This window comes from Mesorhizobium sp. M4B.F.Ca.ET.203.01.1.1 (assembly GCF_004791025.1).
GTDB lineage: Bacteria > Pseudomonadota > Alphaproteobacteria > Rhizobiales > Rhizobiaceae > Mesorhizobium > Mesorhizobium abyssinicae.
Window position 1 is genome coordinate 86,106 of the sequence record NZ_SRUO01000014.1, and the last position, 22,496, is coordinate 108,601.

Consider the following 22,496-nt stretch of genomic DNA (forward strand, 5'->3'; position numbering starts at 1 on the left):
CCCAAGCATTCGCAATTCTGATTTGGGGAACCCGCGCTGGCACGGCTGGCGCGGGTTTTTCTTATGCCTGATGCAACCAAAATGGTGACGCACCGGACACTGGTGGTTGCCCTATCGAGAGAGTTTCACCGTGAACGCCAGTGCTGGAAATCTTGAAGTCCTGGAAGGCTCGCTGCTTGCCGACATAGCGGCAGCCGCTGACGAGGCTGCGATCGAGGCGGTGCGCGTCGCGGCGCTGGGCAAGAAGGGCTCGGTCTCCGAAATGCTGAAGACACTCGGCGCGATGACCGCCGAGGAACGCCAGGTGAAGGGCCCGGCGATCAACGGGCTGAAGAACCGCGTCACCGAGGCGCTGACCGCGCGCAAGGCGGAACTGAAGGACGTGGCGATCGCCGCCCGGCTCGCCGCCGAGACGGTCGACGTGACGCTGCCGGTGCGCCAGTCGCCGGCCGAGCGCGGCCGCATCCACCCGATCAGCCAGGTCATCGACGAGATCGCGGCGATCTTCGGCGATCTCGGCTTCGCCATCGCCGAGGGCCCCGATGTCGAGACCGACTATTACAATTTCACCGCGCTGAACTTCCCGGAAGGCCACCCGGCCCGCGAAATGCACGACACCTTCTTCTTCCAGCCGGACGAGAAGGGCGAGCGCAAGCTTTTGCGCACCCACACCTCGCCGGTGCAGATCCGCACCATGGAGCGGCAGAAGCCGCCGATCCGCATCGTCATCCCCGGCAAGACCTACCGGCAGGATTCGGACGCCACGCACTCGCCGATGTTCCATCAGGTCGAAGGGCTGGTGATCGACAGATCAGCCAACGTCGCCAACATGAAGTGGGTGCTGGAGGAGTTCTGCAAGGCCTTCTTCGAGGTGCCGAGCGTCAAGATGCGCTTCCGCCCGTCCTTCTTCCCGTTCACCGAGCCGAGCCTCGAGGTCGACATCCAGTGCGACCGCTCGCGGCCGGGCGAAGTGCGCTTCGGCGAAGGCTCGGACTGGATGGAGATTCTTGGCTGCGGCATGGTGCACCCCAATGTGCTGCGCCATGGCGGGCTCGATCCCGACGAGTATCAGGGCTTTGCCTGGGGCATGGGCATCGACCGCATCGCCATGCTGAAATACGGCATGCCGGACCTGCGCGCCTTCTTCGATGCCGACGTGCGCTGGCTGTCGCATTACGGCTTCAGGCCGCTCGACCTGCCGACGCTGTTCGGAGGCCTCTCGGCATGACGGCGCCGCACACCGGCGGCTGCCGCTGCGGCGCGGTGCGGTTCGAGGCGTCAGTCGAGCCGCACCACATCAGCTACTGCCATTGCGGCGATTGCCGGCGGGCGAGCGGCGCGCCGGTGTCGGCCTTCGTCGGCTTCATGACCGACCAGATCGCGCTTGACGGCAAGGCACTGAAGCGGTTCGAGAACGGCCCGGTAACGCGCACCTTCTGCGGCGTCTGCGGCTCGCCGATCGCCTATACGGATGAGCGGCTCGCCGGCCACATCTATTTCACCCTCGGTTCGATGGACATGCCGGCCTATTTCAAGCCGACGCACCATGCCCATGTGCGCGAGCAGCTCCCCTTCCTGCATATGCCCGACGACCTGCCGCGCCATCTCAGAACCAGCGTGACCAGGCCCGATGGGCAAAGACCAGACGGAACACAGTCATGAAATTCACCCTCTCCTGGCTCAAGGACCACCTCGAGACCGACGCCTCGCTCACAGAGATCGTCGAGCGGCTGACCGCGATCGGCCTCGAGGTCGAGCATGTCGACGACAAGGCGGGGCTAAGACCCTTCGTCATCGCCAAGGTGCTGACGGCGGTGCAGCATCCCGACGCCGACCGGCTGCGCGTGCTGACGGTCGATACCGGCGACGGCAAACCGCCGGTGCAAGTGGTTTGCGGCGCGCCGAACGCCCGCGCCGGGCTGATCGGCGCCTTCGCCGCCCCCGGCACCTACGTTCCCGGCATCGACGTGACGCTCGCGGTCGGCAAGATCCGCGGCGTCGAGAGCCACGGCATGATGTGCTCGGAGCGCGAGTTGGAAATCTCCGACGAGCACAACGGCATCATCGACCTGCCGCAGGACGCGCCTGTCGGCACCAGCTTTGCCGCCTACGCCCATCTCGACGATCCGGTGATCGAGATCAATCTGACGCCGAACCGGCCGGACGCGACCAGCGTCTACGGCATCGCGCGCGATCTTGCCGCGAGCGGGCTCGGGCGCCTCGTCGGCGGCGGGATCATGCCGCATGCCGGCGATGGCCTCTGCCCGGTCAAGGTAACGATCGAGGCGCCGGAACTCTGCCCCGGCTTCGCGCTCACGCTGATCAGGGGCGTGAAGAACGGCCCGTCGCCGAAATGGCTGCAGCAGCGGCTGCTCGCCATCGGGCTCAGGCCGATCAGCGCCTTGGTCGACATCACCAACTACGTCACCTTCGACCGCGGCCGGCCGCTGCATGTGTTCGACGCCGAGAAAGTGACCGGTAACCTCACTGTGCGCCGGGCAAAGGATGGCGAAAAGGTGCTGGCGCTCGACGGCCGCGAATACACGCTGACGCCGGAAATGTGCGTCATCGCCGACGAGGACGGCGTCGAATCGATCGCCGGCATCATGGGCGGCGAGCATTCTGGCTGCGACGAGAACACCACCGACGTGCTGGTCGAATCGGCGCTCTGGGATCCGATCACCACGGCCCGCACCGGCCGCGCGCTCGGCATCATCACCGATGCGCGCTACCGCTTCGAGCGCGGCGTCGACCCTGAATTCATGGTGCCCGGCATCGAGCTGGCGACCAAGCTGGTGCTCGATTTCTGCGGCGGCACGCCGACCGAGATCGAGGTGGCGGGCTATGCCGGCCACAAGCGGAAAACCGTCTCCTTCCCGCTGTCGGAAGTGAAGCGGCTGACCGGCATCGAGGTGCCGCAGGCCGAAAGCCTCGACATCCTGACCCGCCTCGGCTTCGAGCCGCAGGGCTCGGGCGACGTCGTCAAGGTGAAGGTGCCGTCGTGGCGGCCTGATGTCGACGGCAAGGCCGACCTGGTCGAGGAGGTGATGCGCATCCACGGCGTCGACAATATCGCGCCGCAGCCGCTGACCTCGCATGACGCGGTCAACGGCAAGATCCTGACGGTGCTGCAGATCCGCACCCGCGCGGCCAAGCGCGCGCTTGCCGTGCGCGGCATGATGGAGGCCGTCACCTGGTCGTTCATTCCGGCCAAGCACGCCGAACTGTTCGGCGGCGGCCAGACGGCGCTGAAGCTCGCCAACCCGATCGCCGCCGACATGTCGGACATGCGGCCCTCGCTGCTGCCCGGCCTGATCTCTGCCGCCCAGCGCAATGCCGACAGGGGCATTGGCGATGTGGCGCTGTTCGAGGTTTCCGGCACCTATGAGGGCGACCTGCCCGACCAGCAGCGGCGCGTCGCCGCCGGCGTGCGGCGCGGCACGGCCAAGCTCGACGGCTCCGGCCGCCACTGGGCCGGCAATGCCGGGCCGGTCGGCGTGTTCGACGCCAAGGCCGATGCGATCGCGGCGCTCGAAGCCTGCGGCGCGCCGGTCGACCGGCTGCAGATCGAGCCCGGCGGCCCCGCCTGGTACCATCCCGGCCGTTCAGGCACGATCAAGCTCGGCCCGAAGACGGTGCTCGGCACGTTCGGCGAATTCCATCCGAAGACGCTTGAGGCGCTCGACGTTTCCGGACCGATCTGCGGCTTCGAGGTTTTTGTCGACGCCGTGCCGGAGCCGAAGGCCAAGCCGACCCGCACAAAGCCGAAACTGGAGCTGTCGCCCTTCCAGGCGGTGAAGCGCGACTTCGCCTTCGTCGTCGACAGGACAGTCGAGGCCGGCACGCTGGTGCGCGCAGCGCTTGCCGCCGACAAGAAGCTGGTCACCGGGGTCTCGGTGTTCGACGTCTTCGAGGGCGCGTCGCTGGGCGCGGCCAAGAAGTCGATCGCCATCGAGGTGTCGATCCAGCCGGTCGAGAAGACGCTGACCGACGAGGACTTCGAGGCGTTGGCCAAGCGCATCGTCGAGAACGTCAACAAGCAGACGGGCGGCGTGCTGCGCGCTTAAGCAGCGGATTGCCGGAAGGTGGCGAATCGTCCTCCAAAGGGCGATGGACCATCTCCGCTATTCCGGCCTTCCCTTCGAAGTGCAGCGCGCAGCGTTCCTCGGCATCATCGCGAGCGACCCGCTCATTGGCGAAACGCTGGCGCGGGTGCGGGAGCTCGCGCTGCCGGACTGGCTGATGGTTTCCGGCGCGCTCTACAACAGCGTCTGGAACCACCTGACCGGCAAGCCGCCGGGCTACGGCATCAAGGATGTCGACCTGTTCTATTTCGACGATGCCGACCTTTCCTACGAGGCCGAGGACGCGGTCATCCGCCGGGCGGCCAGACATTTCGACGGGCTGACGCTGCCTGTCGAGGTGCGCAACCAGGCGCGGGTGCATTTGTGGTATCCGGAGAAGTTCGGGCAGGAATGCCCGCGCTATGCGAGCGCAAGCGAGTCCGTCAGCTATTTTGCTTCGAAGACGCATGCGGTTGGCGTGCGGTACGGCCGGGACGGAGCGCTGGAGCTGGTGGCGCCGTTCGGGCTGGACGATGTGTTTTCGTTCCGGATTACACCGAACCGGGTGATGGACAACCAGCGGACGCATGAGGCGAAGGGGAAAAGGGCGCAGGAGTGCTGGCCAGAGATTGAGGTGGTGCCGTGGTAGGATATGTAAGCGCGAGGCGCCCCCCTCTGCCCTGCCGGGCATCTCCCCCACAAGGGGGGAGATCAGCAGCTTTGGCGCCGCGCCTTTCCTTCAAACGGTCGTAATTGGCGAAAGCGGCGGTGACAGCCAATCTCCCCCCAAGTGGGGGAGATGTCCGGCAGGACAGAGGGGGGCGCTGTCCCGCCGGCGTCTCAAAGCAAGCTGAACCGTCTAACCATTCACCAGCGCCATCAGCTCCTCGGTATAGCGCTTGCCGACCACCTTATCCGGCGACAGCGCGTCGCCGATCGCGGCAACCTCCGCAGCACTCAATTCGACCCTGGCCGCTGCCGTGTTCTGTTCCAGATGGCGGATTTTCCGCGCGCCGGGGATCGGCACGATGAAATCGCCCTGGTGCAGCACCCAGGCGAGCGCCAGTTGAGCCGATGTCACGCCCTTCTCCGCCGCCATCTTTTCCAGCGTGGCAACAACCTTGGCGTTGGCCGCCATGGCCTCGGCCTGGAAGCGCGGCTGGCCGAGGCGCCAGTCGCCGGCGTCGAGGACGTCCGGCTTGGCGATCGTGCCGGTGAGCAGGCCGCGGCCGAGCGGGCTGTAGGGGACAAAGCCGATGCCGAGCTCGCGGCAGACGGCGAGGACCTCGTCCTCTGGATCGCGGGTCCATAGCGAATATTCGCTCTGCACGGCCGAGATCGGATGCACCGCATGCGCCCGGCGGATGGTCGCGGCACTCGCCTCGGAGAGGCCGAGCGCGCGTACCTTGCCCTCGCGCACCAGCTCGGCCATGGCGCCGACCGTATCCTCGATCGGCACGTTGGGGTCGACACGGTGCTGGTAGTAGAGGTCGATGACATCAGTGCCCAGCCGCTTCAGCGAGGCCTCGGCCACCGCCTTGACGTGCTCGGGGCGGCTGTCGACGCCGGCCATGCGGTCGGTGCCCGTCCCCTCTTCCAGGATCTTGAAGCCGAATTTGGTGGCGATCGTCACCTTGTCGCGCACCGGCTTCAGCGCCTTGCCGAGCAGGATCTCGTTCTCGTAGGGGCCATAGACTTCGGCGGTGTCGAAGAAGGTCACGCCGATCTCGACGGCGCGGCGCAGCGTGGCGATCGCTTCGGCTTCCGGCTGGCCGCCATAGACGAAGCTCATGCCCATGCAGCCGAGGCCGACGGGGAAGACTTCGAGTTCAGTTCCAAGTTTGCGGGTTTGCATCACGCATCTCCTTGTTGTGATGCGGAACAAGTAGCCACTTGCCTTTCGTTCGATAACCGTGTCGCTTTTGCACGGCTTGTTCTATAAAATAGATCAATGAACCGCACCAACTTTTCTCAACTGGCCGTGCTTGCCACCGTCGCCCAATGCGCCAGTTTCCGCGGCGCCGCGCGCGAGCTCGGCATCGCACCGTCCGCGGTGAGCCATGCCGTATCGAGCCTGGAGGCGCGGCTCGGCGTGCGGCTGCTGGCGCGCAGCACGCGCAGCGTGGCGCCGACCGTGGAAGGGGCGCAGTTGCTCGAACGGCTGCGGCCGGCGCTTTCCGAAATAGACCACGCGCTGGAGACGGCGGTGGAGGCGCGCGACCGGCCGGCCGGCAATCTGCGGCTGACCGTGCCGCGCACGGCAGCGCACCTGACGCTGACGCCACGGCTCGGCGCCTTTGCCGCCGCCTATCCCGACATCGTGCTGGAGATCGTCATCGAGGACCGCTTCACCGATGTGGTCGAGGGCGGCTTCGATGCCGGTGTGCGGCTCGGCGAAAGCCTGCAGCGCGACATGATCGCCGTGCGCATCGGGCCCGACCTTCGCGGCGCCGTCGTCGCCGCGCCGTCCTATTTTGCCACGATGCCCAGACCGCGCCACCCGCGCGAGCTCGCCGACCATCGTTGCATCCGCTTCCGCTTTTCCAGCGGCATCCTCTATCGCTGGGAATTCGAGAAGGACGGCGAGGAGATCGAGATCGCTGCGCAAGGGCCGCTGATCCTCGACGAGGACCATCTGATCGCGCAAGCAGCGGTAGACGGCGCCGGGCTCGCCTTCGTCTTCGAGCCCTATGTCAGGGCGCCGCTCGCCGACGGCGGGCTGATCCGCGTGCTGGAAGACTGGTGCCCGACCTTCGACGGCTTCTTCGTCTATTATCCCAGCCGCCGGCAGATGCGGCCGGCGCTGCGGGCTTTCGTGGATTTCTTCAGGGTGGGCGGGTAGGGGCGCTGCAGGCTCGCGGCGAAACCATCGCTCCAAGGTTGGTCGCCAACCCTATTGGCCGCCGGCGCCCGGAATTGTGTGGAGAGTGGGGCATAGGGTAGCCTGGAAGAAAGCTGACCTCAGCGGCGTTTTTCGACCATGGAATCGTCAATCACCAACACCTCAACCCGCTATGGCTGGGCGATGATCGTCCTCCACTGGGTGATCGGGATCATCTTCGTCGGTCAGTTCGTGCTCGGCTTCGTGATGATGCGGATCGAAAGCCAGCGCACCGCCTTCGAGCTGATCCAGTTGCACAAGTCCTTCGGCTTCCTGCTGCTCGGCCTGATCATCCTGCGCATCGCCTGGCGGCTCGGCAACATCGTGCCGGCGTTGCCCTCCTCGGTCGGAGGCCTGGAGCGACAAGCCGCGCCGCTCGCGCATTTCGCGCTCTATCTCTTCCAGATCGCCCTGCCGCTCTCCGGTTGGGCGCTGGTGTCGGTGTCGACGCTGGAGATCCCGAGCATGCCGTTCAACCTGTTCGTGATGCCCAACCTGCCACTGGCTGTATCCGACGCGGCGGAGAGTTTTTGGACGGCAGCGCACTGGTACCTCGCCTATGCCGGCATCGCGCTCGTCGTCCTGCATATCCTGGCCGCGTTGCGCCATCATTTCTGGCTGCGCGACAGCGTGCTTGCGCGCATGATCACGCCTTCGTCAGGCCGGGAATAGAAGACCGCCGTCGTTCGTTGGTGAGGCGAGAAGACAGCAATGCGCTGCCTCAGAAAAAGGACCTCCCCCATGCATGCGCGCATCCTTGGATTGGCGGCCCTTGCCGCTTGCCTTGCCGTGCCCGCCATCGCGGCGGTGGCGCTCAGCGACGCCGCCGGCAGCTACACGATCAGCCCGGCCGCATCGAACATCCGCTTCACCATCGGCAAGGCGGGCGGCGGCGGCTTCGACGGCGCCTTCGCCCGCTTCAAGGGCAGCATCCGCATCGACAACGGCAATGTCGAACGCTCGCAGGTCAACCTCACCATCTTTCCCGAGAGCGTCGGCACCGGCCAGAACCGCATCGATGCCTTCCTGCGCTCCGACGCGGTGTTCGACAGCACCAACAGCCCGGAAATCCAGTTCCGCTCGACCAATGTGACCCGTACCGGCGACACGACGGCCTTGGTCACCGGCCGGCTGACGGCGCGCGGCAAGACGTTTCCGGAAAAATTCACCGCCGAGCTCAGCAGCCTCAAGGCCGGCACGATCAAATTCCACGTCACCGGCAAGGTGTTGAGGTCACGCTACGGCATGGATGTCGGCACGCCGATCTATTCCAACGTCGTCAACTTCGACATGACGCTGACGGGCAAGAGGGGCTGAGGCGCATTTCCTCGCCCCCGGCAAAGCGGGCCACGCTATGCACACATCTTCTGTGATTGGCGTGACTGATCAGGCCGTAGCTTGATTGCCACGTGGTTCCCCCAATCCGTCGCTGCTTCGCAGTGCCACCTTTCCCCCCTCCGGAGGGAAAGGAAGGGAGCGTTGCTGGAGGAGCGTTGATGGCAAAAAGCTAGGCGCCTTCCTCTACCCCGTCGATCGGGGGAGAGGTGGCTCGGCGAAGCCGAGACGGAGTGGGGGTCGACCAGCGCTACATTGGACAATGCATGCGCCAAGCCACGGAGTGTCTGCGATTGGCTTTTCCCCTGAATTGGGGCACACCTCCATGATGCAATTCGACATGGAGAAGCGTGATGTTCCGATGGGGTGTTCTGTCGACGGCCAAGATCGGCCGCGAGCAGCTGTTACCGGCGATCGTCGAGGCGGAGAACGGCATCCTGTCGGCGATCGCCAGCCGCGATCTGGCGAAAGCCCGGGCACTGGCCGACCGTTTCGGCGCGCCGCATGCTTTCGGCTCCTATGAGGAACTGCTCGCGTCGAAGGACATCGACGGCGTCTACATCCCGCTGCCCACCTCGCAGCATGTCGAGTGGACGGCCAAGGCGATCCAGGCCGGCAAGCATGTGCTGGTCGAGAAGCCGCTGGCGCTCGACGCCAAGGACATCGCGCCGCTGATCAAGCTGCGCGACGAGAAGAAGGTGCTGGTCTGCGAAGCCTTCATGGTCATCTACCACCCGCAATGGATCAAGGTGCGCGACCTGATCGCCAGCGGCGCCATCGGCCGGCTGCGCCACGTGCAGGGCGCGTTCTCCTATTACAATGTCGACCCCAAGAACATGCGCAACCAGCTTGACCTCGGCGGCGGCGCGCTGCCCGACATCGGCGTCTACCCGACGGTGTCGACGCGCTTTTCGACCGGCAAGGAACCGCAGCGCGTGCAGGCGACGATCGAGCGCGACAAGACCTTCGGCACCGACATCTATTCCTCGATCCGCGCCGACTTCGGCGACTTCGAACTGTCCTTCTACCTGTCGACGCAGATGGCGGCGCGGCAGGTGATGGTGTTCCACGGCGAGAAGGGTTTCATCGAGGTGTTCTCGCCGTTCAATGCCGGGCTCTACGACCACCATCGGGTCGAGCTGCACAACCAGAACCACACCGAGGCGCAGGTGTTCCGCTTCCCCGGCACGCAGCAGTACCGGCTGGAGGTCGAGACCTTCGCCAGGGCGGCGCAGGGCGGCAAGGAGCGCGTCTTCACGCTGGAGGAATCGGTGCTCAACCAGAAGGTCATCGATGCCATCTTCCGCGCCGGCGGCAAGGACGGCTGGGAACCGGTCTGAGTCTTTGTCTTGACGCAATCCGGACGGAAAACCGCTTCACACTTTTCCTGGAATTGCTCTATCGGCCTTGGGGGGAGCAAAAATGGCTGACGACGCGGACGTCATCATTGTCGGCGCGGGGCTGGCCGGCCTCGTCGCCGCGGCCGAGCTGGCCGAGGCCGGCAAGAAGATCATCATCGTCGACCAGGAACCGGAGCAGTCGCTGGGCGGCCAGGCCTTCTGGTCGTTCGGCGGTTTGTTCCTGGTCGACTCGCCGGAGCAGCGACGCATGCGCATCCGCGATTCGCACGATCTCGCGCTGGAAGACTGGATGGGCACCGCGGCTTTCGACCGCCCGGAAGATTTCTGGCCGCGCAAATGGGCCGAGGCCTATGTCGGCTTTGCCGCCGGCGAAAAGCGTTCCTGGCTGATCGAACGCGGGCTGAAATTCTTTCCCGTCGTCGGCTGGGCGGAACGCGGCGGCGGCAACGCCATCGGCCACGGCAATTCGGTGCCGCGCTTCCACGTCACCTGGGGCACCGGCCCCGGCGTGCTCGAACCTTTTGTCCTGCGTGTCCGCGAGGCGGCGATGCGCGGGCTTGTCCAGTTCAAATTCCGCCATCGTGTCAACGAGCTGACGCGAACGGGCACGACCGTCGATGGCGTGCGCGGCGACATCCTCGAGCCAAGCAGCGTGGAGCGCGGCCGCAAGAGCGCGCGTGACATCGCCGGCGATTTCGAACTTCACGCGCAAGCGGTGATCGTCGCCTCCGGCGGCATCGGCGCCAATCACGAGCTGGTGCGCAAGAACTGGCCCGAGCGCCTGGGCAAGGCCCCATCGCGGATGATCACCGGCGTGCCCGACCATGTCGATGGCCGTATGCTGGCCATCACCGAAGCGGCCGGCGGCAGGGTCATCAACCGCGACCGCATGTGGCACTATGTCGAGGGCATCAAGAACTGGGCGCCGATCTGGACCGACCACGCCATCCGCATCCTGCCCGGCCCGTCGTCGCTGTGGCTCGACGCGCGCGGCAAGCGGCTGCCGGTGCCGCTCTATCCGGGCTTCGACACGCTCGGCACGCTCAGCCACATCATGCGCACCGGCTTCGACTATTCCTGGTTCATCCTGACCAGGAAGATCATCCAGAAGGAGTTCGCGCTGTCGGGCTCCGAGCAGAACCCGGACCTGACCGGCAAGAGCTGGCGCCAGGTGCTGGGCCGCGCCACGTCGGGCATTCCCGGCCCGGTGAAAGCCTTCATGGAGAAGGGCGAGGATTTCATCGTCGAGGCCGACCTTTCGACGCTGGTCAAGCGCATGAACGCGCTGGCCGGCGGCGAACCGCTATTGGAGGAGGCCCAGGTCGAGCGCGAGATCCGCGCCCGCGACCGGCAGCTCGACAATCCGTTCTCGAAAGACATGCAGATCACGGCGTTGCGCGGCGCGCGCGCCTATCTCGGCGACAAGCTGATCCGCACCGCAAAGCCGCACAAAATGCTCGATCCGGCGAACGGCCCGCTGATCGCGGTGCGCCTCAACATCCTCACCCGCAAGACGCTCGGCGGCCTGCAGACCGATCTCGACAGCCGCGTTCTCGATGCCGGGGGCCTACCGGTCCCCGGCCTCTATGCGGTCGGCGAAGCCGCCGGCTTCGGCGGCGGCGGCCTGCACGGCTACGCGGCGCTGGAAGGCACGTTTCTCGGCGGCTGCATCTTCTCCGGCCGCAGCGCCGGGCGGTCGGCGGGCGGCGCGGTGGTCTGAACGTTCGACGGCGTTCCCGCAGGCTCGTGACGTCGGGCGCGCCTCGTTTGCCGCATCATTTCGCAAGCAAGACCATCTCTTGTGTGGGTACCCCCGCGCATTAACAGATGCTAACATTCTTCGTTCCTCGGGAACGTCGCAATGTCCAAGATTTGCTTGTTGTGCGCGTGCCTTCTTTTTCTGGCTGGCTTGTCGACACCTGCGTCCTCTGAGGCCGAAATCAGTCAGCGCAGTCACAGATATGCACTTGTCATCGGCAACTCCGCCTACCGCTATGCGCCATCGCTCCCCAACGGGGTGAATGACGCGAATGCGATCGCTCGAATTTTGGAAGAGACCGGGTTTAAGGTCACGCTTGGCCTGGATGCCGACGCCTCAACGTTCAGGGAACTCATCGGAAAATTCAGGCGAAACTTGCAGCCGGGTGATGTCTCGCTTTTTTACTACGCCGGACACGGGCTCCAAGCGAACGGAGAAAACTACCTATTGCCTGTTGATGCCGCCCTTCACCGTCCGGCCGACTTGGCTCTGGAGGCTGAGCGCTTGCAAGACATTATCGCAGCCATGACGGCCGAGGAAAATACCGCCATCGTCCTTCTCGATGCCTGTCGGGACAATCCTTTCGTCAAGCAACTAAGTGGACAGAGTCAGAGTCGCGGCTTTGCGATAGAAAAGGGGCTGGGAGCGCTGGATGCCGGCAGGGGGGTCTTCATCGGCTTTGCAACACAGCCGGGCAATGTCGCTCTCGATGGGGCCGTCAATCATAGCCCGTTTGCAGACTCTCTTGTGAAGCGCATAAAGACTCCCTCGATCGACATTGAAATTCTCATGCGTCGCGTCCGCTTGGACGTCATGAACGCGACGTCTGGAAGGCAGGTTCCCTGGAGCAATTCGTCCTTGGTGGAGCCGGGGTTCTCATTCAACCCAGATCCCACATTCAATAATCAGTCTCCGTCAGAGCTTCCTCAGCCAGACATCAATACGGCGAAAGACCTCGAGTTTTGGAAATCGATCAAGGATACATCCGATGTCTCCATGTATCGTGCCTATCTGGCGGCATTTCCGAATGGTGCGTTCATCGAAATAGCGAAGAGCCGAATTGCCAAGTTCCAAGCACCTTCGCCGCCACGCAAGAAAACCCTAACAAGGAAAGTCAGTCGCAAGCCGCAAGCCTCGCTGCCGATCAACGAGCCTTCCGCCAATCGTTCGGCGGAAACGACCGCACCTGCCAAGCAGGAATCCGTTGGACGATGCAGGGATGGCAACAAAGAGAGATGTCGCGAGAGATGCCGTGAAGGCGTAAGGCGTGCCTGTCGCAAACTGCAACAGCTTGGGGGTTAGACGACCCGCGGATTATCGCCTTGCGTAGCAAATTCGGGTGCGGCGGGCGTGTTCGCTTGATCCCACAATCCGACATTGCAACCTGAGGGCATGCGTCCAGATTACCGGCTTGCCAGCACCATACGGTTGCCCTCGCTGTCGCGGAACTCGGCGACGGTGCGGCCAGGCTGCCATGGAGCTTCCTGAGGCTCGGTGACGATTTCGACACCCTTCGCCTTCAGCGATGCGAACGTGCCCTCGACGTTGTCGTCGACCAGCACCAGCACGGGGTCGACCCCCGGCGCCTCGTCGGCGCGTCTGACAAAATGCAGGTTGGTGACGGCGTCGGGAAACGCCAGCTCGATCCAGCGCCAGCCGCCCTCGCCCATCGGCTGGTCGGCTATCACCTGGCAGGCAAGGTGATCGGTATAGAACGCCTTGGCGCGGTCCTGGTCGAACACCGGAAGTTCGGCAAACTGGATATGCATGATGTCTCTCCTCATCGCGGAGGCCGCCGCGCGGCCTCGACGGACGAAAGACGACGCAGACGCGCAGAAAGATTCGGGCCACCTTGAGAATCTTTTCGATGCTGCGGAACGTCTTTTGTGGGCAAACCCAGAAAAGGAGATGACAATGGGCTACAATCTCATCCGCTACGGCGTGAAGGATGAAAGCATCGCCGAAAACCGTACCCTGGTTGCAAAGGTGTTCGAGGCGCTCGACGAAACGAAGCCGCTATCCGTGCGCTACCTCGTTCTGGAGCTGGAGAATGGCGAGTTCGTGCATCTTGTCGGGTATGACAAGGACAGCGCCGCCCTGACCGGGCTCGACGCCTTCAAGGCTTTCAGCGCCGACCACGCCGAGCGGCGCTCCGGCGCTCTCGCCAGATCGGCGGCAAAAATCGTCGGCAACTATCGTATGCTGGACAATGCCAGTGAGGCCATGCCGGCCTGACCTCAGTGCCGGCACGGCCCTCCTGGCGTCGCCGTGCCGCAGCCTGCTCGGGAATGAACGCAATGATGTCATCGAAATTCGACCGGGCGGCGCTGGACGCGATGCTGGCCGGCCTGCGTCCGAAGTTGCACCGCTACGCAGCCCGCATGGCCGGCTCCGTCATCGACGGCGAGGACATCGTGCAGGAGACGGTGCTGAAGGCGCTGCAGGCGATCGACGGCAACGCCGCAGTCGACCGTCCGGAGCAATGGCTGTTTCGCATCGCCCACAATGCGGCACAGGACTATCTGCGCCACCGCCAGCGGGAGCGTTCCCGCCTAAGCGAGGCCGATATGACCGGAGTGGAAGACCTCTCCGCCAGCGCGGAGGCGAGGCTTGCAGCTGCCACCAGCCTGCGCACTTTCATGCAGCTCACTCTGCCGCAGCGCAGCGCCGTTATCCTGGTCGACGTGCTCGGCCTCAGCCTTTCCGAAACCTGCGAAGCGACGGGCGCGACGCTTGCCGCCACCAAGGCGGCGCTGCATCGCGGGCGGGCCGAGTTGAGGGCGTTGGCAGCAGCGCCGGAAGAAGCCGTCATGCCGGCGCTCGATGCCGACGACGAGCGGCGACTGCGCCACTACGTCGACCTGTTCAACGCGCGCGACTTCGACGCCGTCAGGGCGCTGATCGCCGAGGATATTCAGCTCGAAGTCGTCAACCGCACGCGTCTCAGAGGCAAGAAGCAAGCCTCGACCTATTTCGGCAATTACGACCGCGTCAGCGATTGGGCATTGTCGCTCGGTTTTGTCGACGGCCGGCCGGCGATCCTGATCCGCGATCCGAAGGTTCCGGACGGCGCGGCGCGCGGTTTCATGCTGGTCGAGTGGCGCGGCGAAGAGGTCGCGGGTATCCGCGATTTCCGCTACGCGCCCTACTGCCTGGCGGATGCGGATATCCGTCCGATCGACTGAACGGAAGCAGGGCGCCATCACTGCCCGAACAGGTCGGTGGGCATGCCGGATCGGGCCACTAGTCCGTACCGGGAAGGCAACGCAGGCGGGGCGGCCCCTAGGCCGTCCCGTCGAACTTGCTGGCTTCGACGCGGCGGCATCCACCTCGCGCCAGCATGCTGTTGGTCACTGATCGACGACCAGCCGCAGCGCCCGCGATGCCGGCTGCAGCTGGACCTGCCTGCCCCAGTCGAAGGCGATGAAATCCTGCTCGATGCCGTCGGCGAAGATCACGCCGCCCTCGTTCATGCGCGATGTGATGAGGAGCGGGCTTTCGGTGATCTTGCCGGCGCGCAAATTCGTGGCGGTGGCGACGCTCGGAAACGGCTCGCGCACCCAGAAGCCCACTGCGTGCTCTTCGCGGCCGAGCGACAGGTCGAGATGCGTCGCTTCCATGATCGAGCGCGCCCAGCCCGTCGCGCCGGTGCCGGAGGCGACGATGAGGCCGCTGGAGGAATGGTTTTCCGCCTCGCCCTCCGCCTCGATCCGGTAACGGGCCGACTGGTGGCTGCGGTGGCCGACGAAGATCTCGTTGAGCGCGAGGAGCGTTTCGCCGCCATCGAGCTCGGCCTGAACCATGGTTCGCGATTCGATGCCGACATTGCCGGCTATGCTGGCGGCGAGCAGCTTGCCCAGCCGGCCGACGCCGATGCGGACCAGCACACCGTCATAGAGATCCGGCGCCGGATTGACGCCGAGCACGGGCTGGCCGTCGAGGTACTTGGCGACATTGGCGACCAGCCCATCCTGTCCCACCGGCACGACAACGTCGTCGGCCGCGAACAGGAAGCGGTCGAGGTCGGCGCGCTTGACCAGGGTCTGGCGCCAATCCGCCGGCACCGAGGCCCGTGCCGCGCCCAGCACGGCATGGAACTTGTCGTGCCGGACCTCGACATCCTCGAGCCGCTGGCCGCGCGTCTGCAGGAAGAAGCGTGCCTGGTCGCGCGTCGCGTGGCGCGCGACCAGCAGCTCGTAGTCGGTCTCGCGCGTCACGAAGACCGCGCGGGGTCGGTTCGCCGCCATGCTTCGCCCCCCTCAGCGGGCCTCGATCACCGCCGGGCTCTTGCGGAATTCGCCGAGCACGGTGGCGAGCAGGTCCGGCGTCACGTTGACGTGCTCGATCTTCTCCAGCTTGCCGGCGAGCTGCTGGGCGGCGAGGCCGAGCAGGATCGCGGGCGGCAGGTCGCGGTAGATGGCGATGCGCTGCCGTTCGGCCTCGGCCCTGGCGCCCTCGACGGTGCGGATGCGCTCCGCCTCGGCGGCCGCCTCGACCTGCTGCGCCTCCGCCGCGCCGGTGGCGCGGTTGCGGGCGTTTTCGGCCTCCTCGGCAATCAACAGCTTCTCGCGCCGCGCCAGTTCGGTCCTGGTCGCCATTTCATTTTCGGCGATGGCACGCTCCTTTTCGACGGCGAGCGCCCGGCGTTCGAAGGTCGCTTCGTCGGCCTTCTGCTGCAGCGCCTCGAAGGTCGGTGTCTGCAAGGCCCGCTCGAGCTCGCTCGTCGGGGTGAGGTTGGTGAGCCGCACGGTGACCGCGGCGACGCCAATGTCGATCAGCGCCGGGTCGGCGGCGACAACCGCCTGCAGCCGCTCGCGCAACGGGGCGGGGCCGGCGTCGAGAAGCGCGCGGACCGGCGCCTGTCCGAGATATTGCTGCACCGCCTGGTTGGCGATGCCGGCGATGCGCGCCTGTATCTTCTCGATCGGCTCGCCCTGTGGCTTGCCGGTCCTGAGATTGATGCTGAAATCGACGCGCTCCGCCAGCCGCCCGGGATCGACGACATGCCAGCCGACCGTGCCCTGCACGGCCACGGTCTGGAAATCCTGGCTGCGGCCCTTGACGAACAGCGTCATCTCCCGGTCGTCCATCGGCACTTCGGCAATGCTGGCGGTTTCCGGCGCGAACCAGAACACCAGGCCGCGGCCGCTCTGCTTCACGCGACCATCGCGATAGCGGATGACGTGGCTGCTCGCCTCGCTGCGGAGCTGGGCGATGAAGCCGAAGTTGCGGATGGTGGCCATGATAGTCTCTCCCTCAATCGGTTACGGACGCTGGAAACGGTAAAGTTCTGCCGGTCGGTAGGCGGTGCCCGCCTCATAGGCGCCGGTCGCCGCCAACCAGCCCTTGTCGAGCAGCCGCCGGCGAAAGGCCGGCTTGTTGAGCGATGTGCCGAGAATCGCCTCGTGCACATCCTGGAGCTGCCGCAGCGTGAACAGTTCCGGCAGCAGCGCGAAGGCGACGTCGGAATAATCGAGCTTGCCGCGCAGCCTGAGCATCGCCATCGCCAGGATGTCAGCGTGGTCGAAGGCGAGCGTGAGCTTTTCGTTGTCCGGCGACAGCACGTTGACCGGACCGCCGGCCTCGCCGGCCCAGGGCACATGGATCGCGGCGGGCAGCAAAGTTGGCATCGCCCGCGCGGCCGCGGCGAAGGCCGTCTCGGTCAGCAGAACGAGATAGGCAGCGCTGATGATGCGCATGCGCGGGTCACGATCGACCGCGCCGAAGGTGTAGAGCTGTTCGAGGCGAGCACCCTCGATTGCGGCCTTCTCGCGCAGCACCCGCGCGGCAGCGGCATCGAGGGACTCGTCGATGCCGACAAAGCCGCCCGGCAACGCCCAGCGGCCTGCGTGCGGATGCTGGTCGCGCCTGAGCAGCAGGACCGTGGGGCGCCCGTCGCGCAGCCCCAGCAGGACGAGGTCGACCGCCACCGACGGCCGCTGGAATGCGCTGGGGTCGTAGTCCTTGAGGAAATCGGTCTCGCTCATTGACGTGTCTCGTGTCTATTACGCAAGTTACATATATCTATCTTGAATATATGTCAACTGGCGCGCAGGAGGTCGAGAGACGGTCAAGAAGGTGAGCGTAGACCGTCCGTGCACCTGTCCTGCGCGCTGATCGCCGTTAACTCGATGTCAGGGTGCTGTTGGAACGCCAGGCGGATCCGCGCGTTTGCACGTCAAGCTGTGCGGTCAAAACGGAGCTCGCGCAATGGCCTCCATCCGCTACATCGTGACGGACGTCGATAGGTCGGTCGAATTCTATCGCGACAGACTCGAGTTCTCGGTGAACATGCACAATCCCGGCAAGTTCGCAGCGCTCGTTCGTGATGATCTGACGCTCTATTTGAGCGCCCCGGGAGCGGGTAGTGGAGGAACAGCCGGCGGCACTCCGGAGCCCGGCGGCTGGAACCGGTTCATGATCATCACGAAGGACCTGGATGGGCTCATCAGCCGGTTGAATGCCGATGGGGCCGAATTCAGGGGCGAAATCAGCGAAGCGGGGGCCGGTCGAACCAGACTTCTGAAAGACCCATCGGGCAACCTGATTGAACTGTTTGAGTTCAAGTAATTGAAGCTCCTGACGCCTGCCGCGAACTGGGGCAACCCAGGGGCCATCAAGCTGTTTGAGGAGGTGTCGGATTGCGGGTAGGTGACGACCTACTCGTTGCCCTAGCGGAGGAGTTCAACGCGTCGATGGTGAAATGGCGCGCCCGAAGAGATTCGAACTCCTGACCCCCAGATTCGTAGTCTGGTGCTCTATCCAGCTGAGCTACGGGCGCGCAACAGGCCATGCTTTGCATAGCCCCGCGATCCGATCGTGACGACCGGCCGCGACGAGACGTGTTCCCTAACGACTGAATTTCCGAAAAGCAAGCCGATCCGGCAAAAGTTTTGTCGCAGGTGCTTTTTGTCCGGACTAGGCCGGTCGGCGCAGACTTCCGCGGGCCTGGTCGAGGCGGACCGGCTGGTCGGGGATGGTGACGGCGAAGGTGGTGCGCCCGCCGATCGATTCGACCAGCTCGACCGTGCCGCCATGGGCGCGGATCAGCTCGTAGGCGATGGCCAGCCCCAGCCCGGTGCCGCCGCTGCGCGCCGAGCCACGGAAGGCGGCGAACAGGTTCTCGCGCGCTTTCGGCGGCAGGCCGGGGCCGGTGTCGGTGACGACGATGCGGCTGACGCTGCCCAGGCGCTCGGCCGAGACCGCCAGCCGGCGCACGACCGCGCTTTCGGTGTCGGCCGCCATCGCCTGCACCGAGTTGCGGCAGAGATTGGTGAGCACGCGAAACAGCTGGTCGGAATCGGCGTCGACCTCGAAGGCGTGCTCGACGCCGTTGACGAAATCGATGCCCTCCTCGATGTCGAGCAGGCCGTGCACGTCCTCGACCAGCTGGCGCAGCCGCACGCGGCGGCGCGACGGCGGCGGCTCCTGCGTGCGGCCATAGGCGAGCACGCCTTCCGAATAGGACACGGCGCGGTCGAGCGCGCGCAGCAGCTTCGGCGCGAAGGACTGCACGGTCGGGTCCTTGACCAGCCGCAGGCGGTCAGACATCAGCTGCGCGGAGGCCAGGATGTTGCGCATGTCGTGGTTGATCTTCGACACGGCGAGCCCGAGATCGGCGAGGTGCTTCTGCTCGGAAAGCATCTTCTGCAGCCGTTCCTGCATCTGCGACAGCTCGCGCTCGGCGACGCCGATCTCGTCGGCGCGGGCGGCGGGACGGATAATGCGGCCGGGGTCGTCGGGCGCCTCGGAGAAGGACAGCATCGAGCGCGTCATGGTGCGGATCGGGCCGATCATGATCAGGTCGATCGCGGCATAGACCAGCATGGCGGTGAACAGCGAGATCAGCAGCGAGACGAAGGCGACGTTGCGCGAATAGACCAGCATGGCGCTTCGCAAGGCATAATCGGGCATGATCAGCTCGAATTCCTTGTCGCTCTCGCCGACCGGGCCGAATACGCGCAGCATGCGCTTGCCGCCGAAGAACAGTGTGTCGAGCGCCCCGGTCATGCCGTCGATCATGCCGACCTTGGAAATGTCGATGTGCTCGTCGACCTGCGGCGGCATCTCGGACACCACCAAAAGCCGCGAGACGCCGCCGTCGCGCACGGCGATCGCCTTGGCGCCGATCGCCATCAGCACGTCGTTCTGGGCCGTGCGCGAGAGCGAGTTGGGCTCGCCCTGCACCAGCACGATCGACACCGCGGCCGCCGTGCCCAACCGCTCCTTCAGCCAGCTCACCCGGTAGCTGGCGATCCAGGGCAGGAAAATCAGGATTTCGGCCAAGAGCACGAAGACGATGGTGAGCAGAAGAAGCTTGGTCGACAGGCCGCGCGACAGGGGCACCGTGCGGGCGGCGGTGCTCGCCGCGCCGGCCCTGTCGTCCGTGGCTTGGGCTTCAGTCATGCTTCAGGGTCTTCACAAACACTTGATAGCGAAGATTAGGCGATTGCGGCTTTTTTGCCAATTTCATCCTTGCCGGAGAAAAAAACATCCACCGCGCGATCGCGACAAAGGGCGCAGCGGCGCCGGATTGACTTCCAAAACCCTTCTTTCTATAAGCCCGCTCACGCTCGGGCCATTCGTCCCGGCGCGGTTTCGATCGCGCCTAAACTGGCCCGGCAAAGCTCCTGTTACAGAGTGACAGAATCAAGAAGGGCCGCACCCCGCGGTATTAAAACAAATGAAGCGTACCTACCAACCGTCCAAACTCGTCCGCAAGCGCCGGCACGGTTTCCGTGCTCGCATGGCCACCAAGGGTGGTCGCGGCGTCGTCGCAGCCCGCCGCAATCGCGGCCGCAAGCGGCTCAGCGCCTGAACGGAAGACGAGATCGTTGCCCGCAACCGGCAAGCCAGTGGGAGCACATCCCAAGCGGCTTCTGAAGCGCGCGGATTTCCTGGCTGTCCGCGGCGGCGAGAAGCGCCGCGGGCGGCTTTTCCTCGTCGAGGTTCTCGACCGTGGCGACGGATTGTCGCCGCGCGTCGGCTACACCGTCACCAAGAAGGTCGGCAATGCGGTCGTGCGCAACCGCGTCCGGCGCCGGCTGAGAGAAGCCGTGCGCACGCACGCGGCCGATGACATGGCGCCCGGCAATGACTATGTCATCGTCGGGCGTGAAGACGTGCTCGCCATTCCGTTCGGCCAGTTGAAGGCCGAGCTTTCCCGCCGACTGCGCGGAACACGATAGGCCAAGGGCTTCGATGGAAAACAACCGCAATTTCTTCATCACCATCGCGCTGTCGGTGCTGATCCTGACGCTGTGGCAGGTGTTCTACATGAACCCGCGCGTCGAGCAGCAGCGCGAGGCGGCCCGCATCGAGGAACAGCGGCAGGCCGAGCAGAAGAAGGCGGCCGAAGCGGCCAATCCGGGTGCTGCCGTCACGCCGGCCCCCGCGCCCGGCGCCATTCCGAGCGCTCCTGGCGGCGAGGCCGTGACGGCGGCCGGCCGCGCGCAGGCGCTGGCCGCGACCAGCCGCGTCAAGATCGACACGCCGAGCCTGGAAGGTTCGATAAACCTCACCGGCGCGCGCCTCGACGACCTCAAGCTCAAGCACTACACCGAGACCGTCGACAAGAACTCGCCCGAGATCGAGCTGCTCAACCCGTCGGCGCTGCCCAACGGCTATTTCGCCGAGATCGGCTTTGTCGGCAACGACAAGACCGGCGCGGTGCCGGGCGCCGACACGGTGTGGACGGTCGACGGCAACGCCACGCTGACGCCGTCGACGCCGGTGACGCTGACCTATACGAACGACAAGGGCCTGACCTTCAAGCGCACCGTCTCAGTCGACAACGACTATATGTTCACGGTCTCCGACACTGTGCAGAACTCAGGTACGGCGCCCGTCTCGCTGTTCAATTACGGCCGCGTCACCCGCTTCGACAAGCCCGCCGTCGCCAGCACCTATGTGCTGCATGAGGGTCTGATCGGCTATACCGGCACGGAAGGCCTGCAGGAGCACAAATACGCCTCGATCGAGAAAGACAAGCAGGCCCAGCCCGGCAAGTCGACCGACGGCTGGCTCGGCATCACCGACAAATACTGGGCGGTGACGCTGGTGCCGACCGAGAAGCAGCCGTTCCAGCCGCGCTACGCCTATTTCGAGGACGGCCGCCACCGCTACCAGTCAGACTTCCTGACCGACGCGATCAATGTCGATGCCGGCCAGTCGGCGACGGTCGAGACCGAGGTGTTCGCCGGCGCCAAGGAAGTCGCCAAGATCAACGCCTACGCCGAGGACCGCCACATCAAGCGGTTCGACCTCTTGATCGACTGGGGCTGGTTCCACTTCATCACCAAGCCGATGTTCTGGCTGATCGACACGCTCTACAAATTCTTCGGCAATTTCGGCCTGGCCATCCTCGCCACCACCGTCATCGTCAAGGCCATCTTCTTCCCGCTCGCCAACAAGTCCTACGCGTCGATGGCAAACATGAAGAAGGTGCAGCCGAAAATGCTCGAAATCCGCGAGAAATACGCGGACGACAAGATGAAGCAGCAGCAGGCGATGATGGAGCTCTACAAGACCGAGAAGATCAATCCGCTGGCCGGCTGCTGGCCGGTGGCGCTGCAGATCCCGGTGTTCTTCTCGCTCTATAAGGTGCTCTACATCACCATCGAGATGCGCCACGCGCCGTTCTTCGGCTGGATCCAGGACCTTGCCGCGCCCGATCCGACCTCGATCTTCAACCTGTTCGGCCTGATCCCGATGACGCTGCCGCATATGCTGATGATCGGCGTCTGGCCGCTGCTGATGGGCGTCACCATGTTCCTGCAGATGCGCATGAACCCGACGCCGCCGGATCCGACGCAGGCCGCGATCTTCACCTGGATGCCGATCATCTTCACCTTCATGATGGCGGGCTTCCCCGCCGGCCTGGTCATCTACTGGGCCTGGAACAATCTGCTGTCGATCCTGCAGCAGGGCGTGATCATGAAGCGCCAAGGCGCCAAGATCGAATTGTGGGACAATCTGGCGGCGCTGTTCCGCAAGAAACCCTCGCCGGCGGAATAGCCGGCAGCCCGATCAATTGTCTTCGAAAAACCCGGCTCGTCCGGGTTTTTTGTTGGCGCCGGGAAACTACGGCTCGGCGT

General features: G+C 65.0%; 22 protein-coding genes and 1 tRNA gene. 16 read left to right on the forward strand and 7 right to left on the reverse strand.

The features are described 5' to 3' along the window. The first annotated feature begins 130 nt into the window (after nucleotides 1-130). From pheS to EN846_RS25140, 4 genes are read left to right on the forward strand one after another with little or no spacing between them, the layout of a single operon-like run. Nucleotides 131-1,228 (forward strand): phenylalanine--tRNA ligase subunit alpha, encoded by a 1,098-nt coding sequence (gene pheS, locus EN846_RS25125; RefSeq protein WP_128346285.1) that lies wholly within the window; start codon nucleotides 131-133, stop codon nucleotides 1,226-1,228. Beyond that, the gene (locus tag EN846_RS25130) at nucleotides 1,225-1,662 is read left to right on the forward strand and encodes a GFA family protein (protein WP_127311560.1); all 438 of its coding nucleotides are present in this window, start codon (nucleotides 1,225-1,227) and stop codon (nucleotides 1,660-1,662) included. The genes pheS and EN846_RS25130 overlap by 4 nt, the downstream gene beginning before the upstream one ends. Next, nucleotides 1,659-4,067, forward strand: a complete 2,409-nt coding sequence (gene pheT / locus EN846_RS25135; RefSeq protein ID WP_127391981.1) for a phenylalanine--tRNA ligase subunit beta — start codon at nucleotides 1,659-1,661, stop codon at nucleotides 4,065-4,067. Before EN846_RS25130 ends, pheT begins: the two co-directional genes overlap by 4 nt. A gap of 43 nt (nucleotides 4,068-4,110) precedes the next feature. Then, on the forward strand, nucleotides 4,111-4,713 hold the full coding sequence (locus EN846_RS25140; protein ID WP_127391980.1) for a nucleotidyltransferase family protein: 603 nt from the start codon (nucleotides 4,111-4,113) through the stop codon (nucleotides 4,711-4,713). 210 nt (nucleotides 4,714-4,923) lie between these two features. On the opposite strand, the gene EN846_RS25150 is transcribed toward EN846_RS25140, so the two are convergent. Beyond that, nucleotides 4,924-5,919: an aldo/keto reductase gene (locus tag EN846_RS25150; RefSeq protein WP_127391979.1), complete on the reverse strand. Its 996-nt coding sequence runs from the start codon at nucleotides 5,917-5,919 to the stop codon at nucleotides 4,924-4,926. Between the two features lie 96 nt (nucleotides 5,920-6,015). Here EN846_RS25150 and EN846_RS25155 point away from each other — a divergent pair, with 96 nt between their 5' ends. The 6 genes from EN846_RS25155 (at nucleotide 6,016) to EN846_RS25180 (ending at nucleotide 12,702) form a co-directional block, all read left to right on the forward strand. Further along, nucleotides 6,016-6,906 carry a LysR family transcriptional regulator gene (locus tag EN846_RS25155; protein WP_127391978.1) on the forward strand — a complete coding sequence of 297 codons (891 nt, stop codon included), beginning with the start codon at nucleotides 6,016-6,018 and terminating at the stop codon, nucleotides 6,904-6,906. Nucleotides 6,907-7,044: 138 nt separating this feature from the next. After that, the gene (locus EN846_RS25160) at nucleotides 7,045-7,617 is read left to right on the forward strand and encodes a cytochrome b (RefSeq protein ID WP_127391977.1); all 573 of its coding nucleotides are present in this window, start codon (nucleotides 7,045-7,047) and stop codon (nucleotides 7,615-7,617) included. A gap of 69 nt (nucleotides 7,618-7,686) precedes the next feature. Next, nucleotides 7,687-8,262, forward strand: coding sequence for a YceI family protein (locus tag EN846_RS25165; RefSeq protein ID WP_127391976.1), 576 nt, complete (start codon nucleotides 7,687-7,689; stop codon nucleotides 8,260-8,262). 371 nt (nucleotides 8,263-8,633) lie between these two features. Further along, nucleotides 8,634-9,620, forward strand: a complete 987-nt coding sequence (locus EN846_RS25170; RefSeq protein WP_127391975.1) for a Gfo/Idh/MocA family oxidoreductase — start codon at nucleotides 8,634-8,636, stop codon at nucleotides 9,618-9,620. Nucleotides 9,621-9,702: 82 nt separating this feature from the next. Further along, nucleotides 9,703-11,361 carry an FAD-binding dehydrogenase gene (locus EN846_RS25175; protein ID WP_127391974.1) on the forward strand — a complete coding sequence of 553 codons (1,659 nt, stop codon included), beginning with the start codon at nucleotides 9,703-9,705 and terminating at the stop codon, nucleotides 11,359-11,361. A 141-nt stretch (nucleotides 11,362-11,502) separates the two neighbouring features. After that, entirely contained in the window at nucleotides 11,503-12,702 is a 1,200-nt protein-coding gene (locus tag EN846_RS25180; RefSeq protein WP_127391973.1) for a caspase domain-containing protein, read from the forward strand. 101 nt (nucleotides 12,703-12,803) lie between these two features. Here EN846_RS25180 and EN846_RS25185 read toward each other — a convergent pair whose 3' ends face one another. Beyond that, on the reverse strand, nucleotides 12,804-13,169 hold the full coding sequence (locus tag EN846_RS25185; RefSeq protein WP_127391972.1) for a VOC family protein: 366 nt from the start codon (nucleotides 13,167-13,169) through the stop codon (nucleotides 12,804-12,806). Here EN846_RS25185 and EN846_RS35950 point away from each other — a divergent pair. Together EN846_RS35950 and EN846_RS25195 are read left to right on the forward strand one after the other, a co-directional pair. After that, entirely contained in the window at nucleotides 13,168-13,635 is a 468-nt protein-coding gene (locus EN846_RS35950) for a hypothetical protein (protein ID WP_245509020.1), read from the forward strand. The genes EN846_RS25185 and EN846_RS35950 overlap by 2 nt on opposite strands. Nucleotides 13,636-13,697: 62 nt before the next feature. Beyond that, complete coding sequence (locus EN846_RS25195; protein WP_127391971.1) at nucleotides 13,698-14,585, forward strand: RNA polymerase sigma factor; 888 nt, start codon at nucleotides 13,698-13,700, stop codon at nucleotides 14,583-14,585. Nucleotides 14,586-14,750: 165 nt separating this feature from the next. Here the strand turns inward: EN846_RS25195 and EN846_RS25200 are convergent, their stop codons facing one another. The 3 genes from EN846_RS25200 to EN846_RS25210 are packed head-to-tail and all read right to left on the reverse strand — an operon-like array spanning nucleotide 14,751 to nucleotide 17,387. Beyond that, nucleotides 14,751-15,647, reverse strand: a complete 897-nt coding sequence (locus EN846_RS25200; RefSeq protein ID WP_127391970.1) for an NAD(+)/NADH kinase — start codon at nucleotides 15,645-15,647, stop codon at nucleotides 14,751-14,753. A gap of 12 nt (nucleotides 15,648-15,659) precedes the next feature. After that, complete coding sequence (locus tag EN846_RS25205; protein WP_128274430.1) at nucleotides 15,660-16,643, reverse strand: SPFH domain-containing protein; 984 nt, start codon at nucleotides 16,641-16,643, stop codon at nucleotides 15,660-15,662. A 21-nt stretch (nucleotides 16,644-16,664) separates the two neighbouring features. Continuing rightward, nucleotides 16,665-17,387 (reverse strand): NUDIX domain-containing protein, encoded by a 723-nt coding sequence (locus EN846_RS25210; RefSeq protein WP_127391938.1) that lies wholly within the window; start codon nucleotides 17,385-17,387, stop codon nucleotides 16,665-16,667. Between the two features lie 223 nt (nucleotides 17,388-17,610). Between EN846_RS25210 and EN846_RS25215 the strand changes: the two genes are divergently transcribed. Next, nucleotides 17,611-17,970: a VOC family protein gene (locus EN846_RS25215; RefSeq protein WP_127391939.1), complete on the forward strand. Its 360-nt coding sequence runs from the start codon at nucleotides 17,611-17,613 to the stop codon at nucleotides 17,968-17,970. A gap of 134 nt (nucleotides 17,971-18,104) precedes the next feature. On the opposite strand, the gene EN846_RS25220 is transcribed toward EN846_RS25215, so the two are convergent. Continuing rightward, nucleotides 18,105-18,181: transfer RNA gene (locus EN846_RS25220), tRNA-Arg, on the reverse strand. A gap of 137 nt (nucleotides 18,182-18,318) precedes the next feature. Next, nucleotides 18,319-19,806, reverse strand: a complete 1,488-nt coding sequence (locus EN846_RS25225) for a HAMP domain-containing sensor histidine kinase (RefSeq protein ID WP_127286822.1) — start codon at nucleotides 19,804-19,806, stop codon at nucleotides 18,319-18,321. 277 nt (nucleotides 19,807-20,083) lie between these two features. On the opposite strand from EN846_RS25225, the gene rpmH reads away from it, so the two are divergent. Genes rpmH through yidC form a run of 3 tightly spaced genes read left to right on the forward strand, consistent with a single transcriptional unit; the run spans nucleotide 20,084 to nucleotide 22,416 of the window. Beyond that, a complete protein-coding gene (gene rpmH, locus EN846_RS25230) occupies nucleotides 20,084-20,218 on the forward strand; it encodes a 50S ribosomal protein L34 (protein ID WP_008833937.1) in 135 nt (44 codons plus the stop codon). A gap of 16 nt (nucleotides 20,219-20,234) precedes the next feature. Further along, nucleotides 20,235-20,588, forward strand: a complete 354-nt coding sequence (gene rnpA, locus EN846_RS25235; RefSeq protein WP_127391941.1) for a ribonuclease P protein component — start codon at nucleotides 20,235-20,237, stop codon at nucleotides 20,586-20,588. 13 nt (nucleotides 20,589-20,601) lie between these two features. Beyond that, on the forward strand, nucleotides 20,602-22,416 hold the full coding sequence (gene yidC / locus EN846_RS25240; protein ID WP_127391942.1) for a membrane protein insertase YidC: 1,815 nt from the start codon (nucleotides 20,602-20,604) through the stop codon (nucleotides 22,414-22,416). Nucleotides 22,417-22,496 lie beyond the last annotated feature (80 nt).